At 70.5% G+C, this 12,408-nt stretch carries 6 protein-coding genes and 4 pseudogenes; 8 read left to right on the forward strand and 2 right to left on the reverse strand.

The genetic code is table 11. The features are described from left to right. Nucleotides 1-156: 156 nt before the first annotated feature. Nucleotides 157-1,017, reverse strand: coding sequence for a class II glutamine amidotransferase (locus BTZ20_RS05175; protein WP_077040634.1), 861 nt, complete (start codon nucleotides 1,015-1,017; stop codon nucleotides 157-159). Between the two features lie 53 nt (nucleotides 1,018-1,070). Between BTZ20_RS05175 and BTZ20_RS05180 the strand changes: the two genes are divergently transcribed. The 4 genes and pseudogenes from BTZ20_RS05180 (at nucleotide 1,071) to BTZ20_RS05195 (ending at nucleotide 5,584) form a co-directional block, all read left to right on the forward strand. Beyond that, nucleotides 1,071-1,895, forward strand: coding sequence for an alpha/beta fold hydrolase (locus BTZ20_RS05180; RefSeq protein ID WP_077043497.1), 825 nt, complete (start codon nucleotides 1,071-1,073; stop codon nucleotides 1,893-1,895). A gap of 77 nt (nucleotides 1,896-1,972) precedes the next feature. After that, a pseudogene (gene mshA, locus BTZ20_RS05185) lies at nucleotides 1,973-3,324 on the forward strand (D-inositol-3-phosphate glycosyltransferase). After that, entirely contained in the window at nucleotides 3,321-3,830 is a 510-nt protein-coding gene (locus BTZ20_RS05190; protein ID WP_077040635.1) for a YbjN domain-containing protein, read from the forward strand. Before mshA ends, BTZ20_RS05190 begins: the two are co-directional and overlap by 4 nt. 132 nt (nucleotides 3,831-3,962) lie before the next feature. Next, nucleotides 3,963-5,584: pseudogene (locus BTZ20_RS05195) on the forward strand (AMP-binding protein). 73 nt (nucleotides 5,585-5,657) lie between these two features. Here the strand turns inward: BTZ20_RS05195 and BTZ20_RS05200 are convergent. After that, nucleotides 5,658-6,718, reverse strand: a pseudogene (locus BTZ20_RS05200) (DNA polymerase IV). A gap of 48 nt (nucleotides 6,719-6,766) precedes the next feature. Between BTZ20_RS05200 and BTZ20_RS05205 the strand changes: the two are divergent. The 4 genes and pseudogenes from BTZ20_RS05205 to BTZ20_RS27720 form a co-directional block, all read left to right on the forward strand. Continuing rightward, nucleotides 6,767-7,534 carry a phosphoglyceromutase gene (locus tag BTZ20_RS05205; RefSeq protein WP_189636663.1) on the forward strand — a complete coding sequence of 256 codons (768 nt, stop codon included), beginning with the start codon at nucleotides 6,767-6,769 and terminating at the stop codon, nucleotides 7,532-7,534. 160 nt (nucleotides 7,535-7,694) lie between these two features. Beyond that, entirely contained in the window at nucleotides 7,695-9,014 is a 1,320-nt protein-coding gene (locus BTZ20_RS05210; protein ID WP_083742533.1) for a sensor histidine kinase, read from the forward strand. Then, nucleotides 9,011-9,700 (forward strand): response regulator transcription factor, encoded by a 690-nt coding sequence (locus tag BTZ20_RS05215; RefSeq protein WP_077040637.1) that lies wholly within the window; start codon nucleotides 9,011-9,013, stop codon nucleotides 9,698-9,700. The genes BTZ20_RS05210 and BTZ20_RS05215 overlap by 4 nt, the downstream gene beginning before the upstream one ends. A 335-nt stretch (nucleotides 9,701-10,035) precedes the next feature. Further along, nucleotides 10,036-12,402, forward strand: a pseudogene (locus BTZ20_RS27720) (AMP-binding protein); the annotation flags it as partial. Between the last annotated feature and the right edge of the window lie 6 nt (nucleotides 12,403-12,408).

The following is a 12,408-nucleotide window of genomic DNA, read 5'->3' on the forward strand; positions in this document are numbered from 1 at the left end:
TAGTGGCCCGTGAGGACTTCGAATGCGATGAGCCGCAGGCCAACTGCCGGGCATGACGGCGGTGGTCTCCTGCGCTGGCGGGCTTCTTTGTGCATTGTTAGCGGCTGGGAATGCGGTGCCCGATTTGTGGCGTGTAGCGGTGCATCTTGCATGGGCTCAGCGGCTCGCCTGCGACGCGGCGGCGGTGGCGCCGAGGTCGGCCAGCGTGAGCGGGTGCGCGGGCGGGCGGTCGAGGATCACGGTGCTGTCGATGTTGAGCTCCGCATCGACGTGCAGCAGTTCTCCGGACGCGAGCGGCCGCCACGCGGGGTTCTCGTCCATCCGCTCGCTGGCAACCACCACCGCGGGCGCCGAGGCCAATTCGCCGGACCGGACCCGGACGGTGCCCGCCGGGCTGGCGTGCTCGAGGTGGCGGCCGGTGTCCGGCGCGCGGCTGAGCACCAGGAGCTGGTGGGTGTCGGGGTAGCGCAGCGCCCACAGCTCCGTCGGGGTGGTCAGCAGGATGTTGACGGCGAAGATCGGCAGGTGCTCGGCGACCCAGCGGGCGGCCTCGGTGATGCCCGCGGTGACGTCGCCGCCGTGGCCGTCGATGTGCTTGGTGATCAACGCGAAGAAGCGCTCGGAGTCGGTCTCGCCCGCGACCGCCGACCGGTACGACCCGAGCTCCTCGTCCAACCGGGGCAGGTCCTCGATCACGCCGTTGTGCGCGAAGATGCGCCCGCTCATGCTGAAGGGGTGGGTGTTGACCATCGCGAGCCCGCCGGTGGAGGCGTGCCGGATGTGGGCGACGAAGGTCTCGGATCGGCGTTCCCTCGCCTCCGTCGCGAAGCTCGCGTCCGCGTAGGCGGGCAGCGGTTGCTTCTCCACGAGCGGTTCGCCGGCCGCGGTGAAGGTGCCGAGGCCGGTGCCGTCGGGATCGCGTCGGCTCTGCACGGCCAGACTGTCCGCGGCGTCGAGCAGCCAGAACGTGGCCGTGACCCGTGACGGTGCGCTGGTCATCCCGAACAGGCGGCACATGTACTGAGTATGCGCTTCGAACCCGTGGGTGCCGGGGGCGCAGAATGGCCGGCATGGCTATCCGGGAAACCGTCAGCGTCGACGGCACGTCCATCGTCTACCGCGTCGAGGGTGACGCCGCCGCGCGTCCGCTGGTGCTGCTGCACGGTTGGGCGCAGTCGCTGCGGTGCTGGGGCGACGGCGTGCTCGACGCGCTGTCAGCCAAGTACCGCGTGATCGCCGTCGACCTGCGCGGACACGGCTACTCCGGTGCGCCCGCCGACGGATACGACGACCCGAAGATCTGGGCGTCGGACGTCGAGGCGGTGCTCGCCGCCGAGCGCATCGAGTCCGGTGCGGTGCTGCTGGGCTGGTCCTACGGCGGCCTGGTGATCTGCGACTACCTCGCCGAGTTCGGCGAGACCGTTGTGGACGCGATCGTGCTGGTCGGCGCCATCACCAGCATCGGGCCCGGGCAGAGGGGCGGCCGCGTCGGATCGTCGATGCGCGCGGCCATCCCGGCCGCGATGTCCGAGGACCCGAGCGAGTCGATCCGCGCGCTCGGCAGCTTCGGCACCGCCCTCACCGGCCCTGCCGAGGGCAAGGGCGTCGCCTCGCAGGCGCTGTTCGGGGCCAGCCTCTCGACGCCGCCTCGGGTGCGCGCGGCGCTGTTCAACCGCGCGGTCGGCCACGACGAGCTGCTCGCGGGACTCACCGTCCCCGCGCTGATCCTGCACGGCACCGCGGACACCGTCGTCGACGTGTCCGCCGCCCGGCATGCGGCCGAGCTGATCCCGGCCGCCACCGCGTCGTACTGGGAAGGCTGCGACCACGGGCCGTTCGTCGAGGACCCACAACGCTTCGTCGCCGAGGTCAGCGAGTTCGTCGACGGGCTGTGACGCGGCAAGGGGGCGCGACCGAGGGTGCTGTCGGCCGGGTCGCCGCCGACGTCCTCAGGTCGGCTTCGCCGCGCGTGATTGCCACAGGGCAAGATGGAGCCGTGACCCCAGCGCAGAATCATCGGTTGCGGAGGGTGGCCGTTCTCTCGGTCCACACCTCTCCATTGGCGCAGCCGGGGACCGGTGACGCGGGCGGCATGAACGTGTACGTGCTCCAGACGGCGCTGCAGCTCGCCCGCCGAGGGGTGGAGGTGGAGATCTTCACCAGGGCCACCTCCTCCGCGGACGCGCCGGTGGTCGAGGCCGCGCCGGGGGTGCTGGTCCGCAACGTCGTCGCGGGCCCGTTCGAGGGTCTCGACAAGCACGACCTGCCCACCCAGCTGTGCGCGTTCGCGGCCGGGGTGCTGCGCGAGGAGGCGCACCACGAGCCGGGGCACTACGACCTGGTGCACTCGCACTACTGGCTCTCCGGCCAGGTCGGCTGGCTGGCCCGCGACCGCTGGGGCGTCCCGCTGGTGCACACCGCGCACACCCTCGCCGCGGTCAAGAACGCCGCACTGGCGGACGGGGACGTCCCGGAGCCTGCCGCGCGCCAGATCGGCGAGCAGCAGGTGGTGGCCGAGGCCGACCGCCTGATCACCAACACCGCGGACGAGTCCAGGCAGCTGATCGACATCTACGGCGCGGACGCAGGCAAGATCGACGTGGTTGCCCCCGGCGCGGACCTGTCCCGGTACCGGCCGGGTGATCGCGCGGCGGCGCGGGCCGAGCTGGGGCTGAACCCGAACGAACTGATCGTGACCTTCGTCGGCCGGATCCAGCCGCTCAAGGCGCCGGACGTGCTGCTGCGCGCCGCGGCCGCCCTGATCGAGCGCGAGCCGGCGCTGCCGCTGCGGATCGTGGTCGTCGGCGGGCCCTCGGGCACCGGGCTGGACCGGCCCGATTCGCTGATCGACCTGGCCGCCTCGCTTGGCATCACCGCCAGGGTCACCTTCCTGCCGCCGCAGCCGCCCGAGCGGCTCGCGCAGGTGTACCGCGCGGCGGATCTGGTTGCGGTGCCGAGCTATTCGGAGTCCTTCGGACTGGTCGCGATCGAGGCGCAGGCCTGCGGGACACCGGTCGTCGCGGCCGATGTCGGGGGACTGGGGGTCGCCGTGCGGTCAGGAGAGACCGGGCTGTTGGTGCCCGGTCACCGCACCGACGACTGGGCCGATGCCCTGCATTCGCTGCTCGCGGATCCCGGCCGGCTGGCCGAGATGGCGCGCCGCGCGCCGCTGCACGCGGAGGACTTTTCCTGGGAGCACACCGCCGACGGGCTGCTCCAGAGCTACAAGCGGGCGAACGCCAGCTACCGCAGGCTGCCCGAACACGCGCCGCGCCGCGGCCGCGGACTGTGGAAGCTGCGCCGAATGGGGGAGTGCGGGCGTGACCGACATCGCGAAGCTCATCGACGCCGAACTGGCCGAGCGGGAGCTCGAGTACACCCGCAAGGGCGAGGGTCAGTTCGTCGTCGAACTGCCCGGCGAGCGCAAGCTCAAGACCACCTGCCTGCTCACCGTCGGCGCGCACGGCGTCCGGGTCGAGGCCTTCGTCTGCCGCAAGCCAGACGAGAACTTCGAGGGTGTCTACCGGTTCCTGCTCCGTCGCAACCGCAGGCTGTACGGGGTGAGCTACACGATCGACAAGATCGGCGACATCTACCTGCTCGGGCAGATCTCCACTCACGCCGTCACCGGGTCGGAACTGGACCGGGTGCTCGGTCAGGTGCTCGAGGCCGCGGACGACGACTTCAACACCCTGCTCGAGCTCGGTTTCGCCACGTCGATTCGGCGGGAGTGGGACTGGCGGGTCTCGCGCGGTGAGTCGCTCGTGAACCTGCAGCCGTTCGCGCACCTGATGTCCGCTGACCAGGTCAGAGCGGCCGGCACCGACTGAGACGGGGCGCCGCGGGTCGGGGTAGGGTTCGGCGATCCTGTGACGGCTGTCACAGGTGTGATAACTATTTCTATCTGTCACAGTTATCTGGTTCGTCAACCCTGTCGCCGCACCACTCGAGGAGAGGCCCCCGTGAGCTTCAAGAGCCCCTATCCCGACGTCGAGATCCCGAACCTGAGCGTCTACGACTTCCTGTTCGGTCAGGTCTCGGACGCCGACCTGGACCGGCCCGCGCTCATCGACGGCGGCTCGGGCGCGGAGACCACCTACCGCGCGCTCATCGGTCAGGTCGACGCCGTCGCGGGCGCGCTGGCGGCACGCGGCCTGGCCGTCGGCGACGTCGCCGCGCTGCATTCGCCGAACGTCCCGGCGTTCGCGTCCGTGTTGCACGGCATCCTGCGTGCGGGCGGCACCGCAACCACGATCAACGCCCTCTACAACGCCGAGGACATCGCCAAGCAGCTCACCGACTCCAAGGCGACCTTCCTCTTCACCGTGTCGCCGCTGCTGCCGCAGGCGCGGGCGGCCGCCGAGCAGGTCGGCATCCCCGCCGACCGGGTCATCGTGCTCGACGGCGCCGAGGGGCACCCGTCGCTGCGGGACCTGCTGACCCAGGGCGCCCCTGCCCCGAGGTCAGCTTCGACCCGGCCACCCACCTCGCGGTGCTGCCGTACTCGTCGGGCACCACCGGCCGCCCCAAGGGTGTGATGCTGACCCACAGGAATCTGGTGGCGAACGTCTGCCAGATCCATCCGCGGATGGGCATCAGCGCCGACGACCGGATCCTGGCCGTGCTGCCCTTCTTCCACATCTACGGGCTCACCGTGCTGCTCAACGCGGCCCTGTACGAGCGCGCGACCCTGGTCACGATGCCGAAGTTCGACCTCGTCGAGTTCCTGCGCAACGCCTCCGAGCGCAAGTGCACCTACATCTTCGTTGCGCCGCCTGTGGCGGTCGCGCTGGCCAAGCACCCGCTCGTCGACCAGTACGACCTCTCGTCCGTGCACACCATCTTCTCCGGTGCGGCGCCGCTCGACGAGGAGCTGGGCAAGGCCGTGGCGAACCGGCTGAACTGCCGCGTCCGCCAGGGCTATGGCATGAGCGAGCTGAGCCCCGTCAGCCACGCGATCGCGCTCGAGGACGACCACGTCCCGCTCAGCTCGGTCGGCAAGCCGATCGCGAACACCGAGAACAAGCTCGTCGACCCGGCCACCGGCGAGGAGGTCGACCTCCCGACCACGGGCGTCAGCGCGCCGGGCGAGCTGTGGGTGAAGGGTCCGAACGTGATGGTCGGCTACCTCGGCAACGACGCCGCGACCGCCGAGACCCTCGACGCGGACGGCTACCTGCACACCGGTGACATCGCCACCGTCGATGCGGAGGGCGTCGTGTACATCGTCGATCGGCTCAAGGAGCTGATCAAGTACAAGGGCTATCAGGTGCCGCCCGCCGAGTTGGAGGCGCTGCTGCTCACCCACCCGCAGATCGCCGACGCGGCGGTGATCGGCGTGCTCGACGGTGAGGGCGAGGAGGTCCCGAAGGCGTTCGTCGTCCGTCAGCCCGATGCCGAGCTCTCCGGGGACGAGGTCATCGCGTTCGTGGCCGAGCGGGTCTCGCCCCACAAGAAGGTCCGCATCGTTGAGTTCATCGACGCGGTGCCGAAGTCGGCGGCGGGCAAGATCCTCCGCAAGGACCTGCGTGCGAGCGAAGCGACGCGGGTTAGGCGCAGCGCGAGCGAGGCATCGGCAGGCTAGGGGCTTCGATCGTCACGACATGCGCGCGGTGGCACTCGGTGCCGCCGCGCGCATGTCGCGTTTTCGGGACCGGCTAGCTCTCGGTGGAGGGCGGGGTCATCTCGAGCCGGACACCGAGGAGTCGGACCTCGCGATCGTGATCGAGTCGCCCGGTCAGCGCCGCGGCGGCGTCCGCGATGACCGCCGGGTCCAGCGTCGGCTCGGCCAGCGGTGCCCCTGTGGTGTGGGTGTCGAACGGTGCGTACCGAACCTTCAGCGTGACCCGGACCGCCGCTCGCCCCTCCGTCCGCAGGTCCTCGGCGACCCGCTCGGCGAGCAGCCGTACCTCGGCCGCCACCTGCTCGGGGTCGGTGAGATTGCGCTGAAATGTCGTCTCCCGGCCGTGGCCGCGCGCCACCAAGGGTTCCGCGGTGACCGTCTCGCCGCCGAGGCCGCGGCCGAGCCGGTGCAGCCACGGTCCGGTGGTCGGGCCCATGGCGGCGGCGAGCTCGGTGTCGGCGGCGTCGGCCAGCTCGCGGACGGTGTGGATGCCGAGGGCGGCAAGCTTTTTCGCGGTCTTGCTGCCGATTCCCCACAGTGCGACCGTGCCGCGTTCGCCCATGACGTCGAACCAGTTGTCCGCGGTCAGCAGGTACACACCCCTCGGCTTGCCAAAACCGGTCGCGATCTTGGCGCGCAGCTTGTTGTCGCCGATGCCAACCGAGCAGTGCAGCTCGGTCGCCTCGAGCACGGCGGACTGGGCGGCGCGGGCGAAGCCGACCGGGTCCTCGGTGGCGACGCCGAGGAACGCCTCGTCCCAGCCCAGCACCTCGACGACCGCGTCCAGCCCGCGCAGGGTGTCCATCACCCGCTGCGAGGCGGCGGTGTACGCCTCGCCGTCGACGGGAGGAACACCGCGTCGGTGACCTCGCGCGTGGCGAGCCTGCGCGCGGCGACCCGCAGCGGCATCCCCGAACCGATCCCGAACTCACGGGCCTCGTACGACGCCGTGGAGACCACGCCGCGCTCGGTGGGGTCGCCGCGACCGCCGACGATCACCGGCCTGCCGCGCAGTTCCGGCCGTCGCAGGACCTCGACGGCAGCGACGAACTGGTCGAGGTCGACGTGCAGCACCCACCGCCTGCGTGTGCCCATTCACTCAGTCTGCGTCCGGAGCCTTCCCCGTGTGGGGCGCATGTCAGGATTGTGGGCATGAGTACCGGAACCCTTGTGCTGCTCCGCCACGGCGAGAGCGAATGGAACGCCATGAACCTGTTCACCGGCTGGGTGGACGTGCCGCTCACCGACAAGGGCATCGGGGAGGGCAAGAGGGCGGGTCAGCTCCTCAAGGAGCACGACGTGCTGCCCGACGTGCTGTACACGTCCCTGCTCCGCCGGGCGATCAGCACCGCGAACATCGCCCTCGACGCCGCCGACCGGCACTGGATCCCGGTCGTGCGGGACTGGCGTCTGAACGAGCGGCACTACGGCGCGCTGCAGGGCAAGAACAAGGCCCAGACCAAGGCCGAGTACGGCGACGACCAGTTCATGCTGTGGCGTCGCAGCTACGACACGCCGCCGCCGCCGATCGAGGCGGGCACCGAGTACAGCCAGGACGCCGACCCGCGCTACGCGGGCCTCGACGAGGTCCCGCTGACCGAGTGCCTGCTCGACGTGGTCAAGCGCCTCATCCCGTACTGGGAGGAGACGATCTCCGCGGACCTCAAGGCGGGCAAGACCGTCCTGATCACCGCGCACGGCAACTCGCTGCGCGCGCTGGTCAAGCACCTGGACGGCATCTCCGACGAGGACATCGCCGGGCTGAACATCCCGACCGGCATCCCTCTGCGCTACGACCTCGAGGTCGCGGCGGACGGCAGCCTCACCCCGCTCAACAGGGGCGGCACCTACCTCGACCCGGAGGCCGCCGCCGCAGGCGCCGCCGCGGTCGCCAGCCAGGGCGCGAAGTAGCAGTTCCGATGTCGGCCCGGGTCCCCGTCAGCGCCATGACGGGGATTCCGGGCCAACACCGGGTGAACGGCCGGAGAACGGGGTGCCGCGGGGCCATGACGTGCGGTGAAATGCCTCCACCCTGCGTCCGCCAGGCTTTACGCGACCGTACGATTGCGCTGTGAGTGTTGTTCAGGCCGTGTTCCTGGCCGTGGTCGCCGCGTTCGGCGGATACCTGGTCGGCGGGGTACTGGTCCCGTTCCTGAAGAATCGATTCTCCAGGCGCGAAGCCGAACAGGCCGGCCTGACCATGTCGCAGGTCCTCGACCTCATCGTGCTGGCCTCGCACAGCGGCATCGCGGTGGTGGACCGGTTCCACGACGTGGTGCTCTTCAACCCTCGCGCCGAGGAGCTGGGCCTGGTGCGCAACCGCACCGTCGAGGAACGGGCCTGGCAGGCGGCGAATCAGGTGCTGACGACCGGGGTGCCGGTCGAGATGGACCTCAGCATCAAGAACCCGGCGCGCGGCCGGAACAAGATCGCGGTGCGCGGGGTGGCCCGGCTGCTCAGCGAGCAGGACCGCCGGTTCGTCGTGCTGTTCGCGGACGACGACTCCGAGCAGGTCCGCATGGAGGCCACCCGCCGCGACTTCGTCGCCAACGTCAGCCACGAACTCAAGACCCCGGTCGGCGCCATGGGCCTGCTGGCCGAGGCGCTCCTCGAGTCCGCCGACGACCCGGAATCCGTGCGGCACTTCGGCGAGCGGGTGCTCAGCGAGTCGAAGCGGCTGGGGAACATGGTCAGCGAACTCATCGCGCTCTCCCGCCTGCAGGGCGCGGAGAAGCTGCCCGACCTCGAGGTGGTCGACGTGGACGAGGTGGTCGAGGAGGCCATGCGCCGTTCGCGGCTCACCGCCGAGGCGGCCGGGATCACGGTCACCGCCGACCGGCCGAGCGGACTCGAGGTGCGGGGCGACCGGACCCTGCTCATCACGGCGCTGTCGAACCTGGTGGAGAACGCGATCGCGTACTCGCCGCAGGGTTCGCCGGTGTCGGTGAGCCGGTCCAGGCGCGGGGACAAGGTCGCGATCGCCGTCACCGACCGTGGGATCGGCATCGCGAGCGAGGACCAGGAGCGGGTGTTCGAACGCTTCTTCCGCGTCGACAAGGCGCGGTCCCGGTCCACCGGCGGCACCGGGCTCGGTCTCGCGATCGCCAAGCACGTGGCCGCGAACCACAACGGCTCCATCACGCTGTGGAGCAAGGTCGGCACCGGGTCCACCTTCACGCTGCACATTCCGTGGCACGAGGAACTCTCCGACGACGCCGATGACGCTCCGGTGAGGAGCGCGATCTCGGGTGCCGGGGTCCAGCTCAGGTCCGCGCCCATCGCGGACGCACCCCCCGCCGCGGACGAGACGTCCACGGCGAACAAGACCGCATCGATCGATCACGAAGTGACGCAGCACGAGGCTGCGCCGAGTCTGGAGGCAAACCGGTGACGAATGTGTTGATCGTGGAGGACGAGGAGTCGTTGGCCGACCCGCTCGCGTTCCTGCTCCGCAAGGAGGGGTTCGAGGCGACGGTGGTGGGGGACGGACCGTCCGCCCTCGCCGAGTTCGACCGGTCCGGCGCGGACATCGTCCTGCTGGACCTGATGCTCCCCGGGATGAGCGGCACCGACGTGTGCAAGCAACTCCGGGCGCGCTCCGGCGTTCCGGTGATCATGGTCACCGCCCGCGACAGCGAGATCGACAAGGTCGTCGGCCTGGAACTGGGCGCCGACGACTACGTCACCAAGCCCTACTCGGCCAGGGAACTGATCGCCCGGATCCGGGCGGTGCTGCGGCGCGGCGCCGAAAACGACTCCGACAACGATGCCGACGACGGCGTGCTCGAGGCGGGCCCGGTGCGGATGGACGTCGAGCGCCACATCGTCCAGGTCAACGGCGACACGGTCATGCTCCCGCTCAAGGAGTTCGACCTCCTCGAATACCTGCTGCGCAACTCCGGCCGGGTGCTCACCCGCGGTCAGCTCATCGACCGGGTGTGGGGCGCCGACTACGTCGGCGACACCAAGACCCTCGACGTGCACGTCAAGCGCCTGCGGTCGAAGATCGAGGCCGATCCGGCCAAGCCCGAGCATCTGGTCACCGTGCGCGGGCTGGGGTACAAGCTGGAGGGCTGACGCCGTTTTGCCGGTGAAATCCGGGGCGAGTTGACTGCACAGTCTTGTTATGTAACCCTAACCTTATCCAGTCCGTCGTTGGCTGGTGCCAGAGCAGTGAATGTCGGGGCCGGTGTCTGCAATCAGACCCGACCGACGCCGTGGGGGTTGCTGTCTCGACTGTGTTGTACGCCCCGCGTGGTGGCTCGCGTTCTGTGACGTGAGTTCGCGCGCCCCACGAAGGATCTGTATTGGAACCGGCCGAGTCCGTCGCTGCCCCACGCGTCCGTTTTGAGGCGAACGACGGATTTGTCGGGATCTCCGATCCGTTCCCGCTCTCGCCCGCTCAGCGCGGCATGTGGTTCGCCCAGCACCTCGCGCCGGACGTGCCGCTCACCATCGCCCAGTACGTGGAGGTGGACGGTGCGCTGGATATCGACGCACTCCGGCGGGCAAGCCAGGCCGCGGCGCGCGAGTTCGGGACCGGAATGCTCCGGATCGTGGAACTCGACGCCGAGCCACACCAGGTCGTCGACTTCGCGCTGAGTGACGACGTCGGGCACCTCGACTTCCGGTCGGAGACCGACCCCGCCGAGGCCGCGCGCGCGTGGATGCGCGCCGAGTACTCCACCCCACTGGATTTGCTGTCGGACCGGTTGATCAAGGCAGCCGCCCTCCGCATCGGAGACGGCCACTACTACTGGTACTGCCGCATCCACCACATCGTCCTCGACGGCTTCGGCGCGATGACCTTCATGAACCGGGTGGCCGAGCTGTACACGGCCTCGGCCCTGGGCACCGACGCGCCGCCCGCGCTCGCGGGGGACCTGCGTGCGGTCGCCGAGGCCGAGTCGGTGTACCGGAAATCCTCGCGCTTCCTGCGCGACCGCGAGTACTGGTCGGCCAAGGCGGACGGCCTGCCGCCCGCGATCCGCCTCGCGGGGCGGCCCGCGCCTGTCGAGGCGCAGTCGCTGGTCGTCGGCGGCACGTCGACCGAGGCGGGCCCGATGCAGGGCCGAGCCGGTGCGGCGTTCACCCCGACCGCGGTCGCCGCGATGGCGGCCTATCTGTCGCTACTGACCGGGGCGCAGGACGTGGTGCTGAGCCTGCCGGTGTCCGCACGCACCAGCGCGCTGCTCCGGCGCTCGGGCGGCATGGTCTCGAACGTCGTCCCGCTGCGGGTGCACATCGCACCGGAGACCACCGTCGGCGAGCTGACCGCGGCGATGCAGCTGGAACTGACCGGTGCCCTCCGTCATCAGCGGTACCGGCACGAGGACATCCGGCGCGATATCGGTGCCACCGCCGAACGCGGCTTCTTCGGGCCCGCGATCAACATCATGAACTTCCACTCGGAGATCCGGCTCGGCGCGCTCACCGGGCGGTTCCACGTGCTCAGTACCGGGCCCGTCGAGGACCTGTCGGTCAACATCTACCCGGCCGTCGCGGGCACCAGTTCGCGCATCGACTTCGAGGGAAACCCGAACCTCTACAGCGAGCGGGATCTCGCAGGGCACCGCGACCGCTTCCTGGCCCTGCTCGCACAGTTCCTCGGTGCCGACCCGGACCGGAGGGTATTCGACCTCGGCGTGCTGACCAGCGCCGAGCGCGAGTTCCTGGTTCCCGCACACGGCCCCGAGGCGCCTGCCCCTGCGCTGCTGCACGATCTGTTCGCCGCCGGGGTGCAGGCCAACCCCGACGGTGCCGCGCTGCACAGCGGTGACCACACCCTGACCTATCGGGAGCTCGACGCGCGGGCGAACCGGCTGGCCCGCGCGCTGCTCGCCCGCGGTGTCGGACCGGACGACTTCGTCGCGGTGTCGCTGCCGCGGTCGATCGAGTCGATCGTGGCGGTGTGGGCGATCGCGAAGACCGGCGGCGCGTTCGTCCCGGTCGACCCGACCTACCCGGCGGAACGCATCGCCCACATGGTCACCGATTCGGGCGCCGAGGTCGGGATCACGGACCGCGCGGGCGCGGGCGCGCTGCCGGGCTCGGTGGACTGGCTCTCGCTCGACGATCCGGAATTCGATGCCGGGTGCGCGCTGCTGTCCGCTGCACCGGTGACCGACACGGACCGGCCCGCTCGGCTGACCGTCGCGCACCCGGCGTACATGATCTACACCTCCGGATCGACCGGTGCCCCGAAGGGCGTCGTCGTGACCCACGCGGGTCTGGCTCCCTTCGCCGCTGCGGCTCGGCCGGAGCTGGGTGTGAACACAGCATCGCGGGTGCTGCGGTTCTCCTCGTCGAGCTTCGACGCGTCGGTCTTCGAGATGGTGCAGGCGTTCAGTGCAGGCGCCGCCATGGTGATCGCGGCGCCCGAGATCTACGGCGGCCAGGAGCTGACCGCGCTGCTGCGGTCCGCACGCGTCACCCACATCATCTCGGCGCCCGCCGTGCTCGGCACCGTCGACGCCTCGTCGCTGGACGCGCTCGAGGCCGTCGTCGTCGGCGGCGACGTCTGCCCGCCGGAACTGGCCGACCGGTTCGGCGCCAGGTGCCGCTTCTACAACACCTACGGTCCGACGGAATCGACGATCATCATCACGTCGAGTGGCGCCCTCGCGGGCGGTGCCGAGGAGGCGGCGGAGGCCCGGGCCGTCACCATCGGCTCGCCGATCCAGGGTGCGCGGGCCGTGGTGCTGGACCGGTGGCTGCGCCCCGTCCCTGCAGGTGTACCGGGCGAGCTGTATCTCGGCGGGCCCGGCCTGGCCCGCGGCTACCAC

Source organism: Rhodococcus sp. MTM3W5.2 (assembly GCF_001984015.1).
Taxonomy (GTDB): domain Bacteria; phylum Actinomycetota; class Actinomycetes; order Mycobacteriales; family Mycobacteriaceae; genus Rhodococcus_G; species Rhodococcus_G oryzae.

Coding starts and splice junctions, on each gene's coding strand:
- BTZ20_RS05175 (WP_077040634.1), bottom strand. CDS start 1,017: ATGTGCCGCCTGTTCGGGATGACCAGCGCACCGTCACGGGTCACGGCC.
- BTZ20_RS05180 (WP_077043497.1), top strand. CDS start 1,071: ATGGCTATCCGGGAAACCGTCAGCGTCGACGGCACGTCCATCGTCTAC.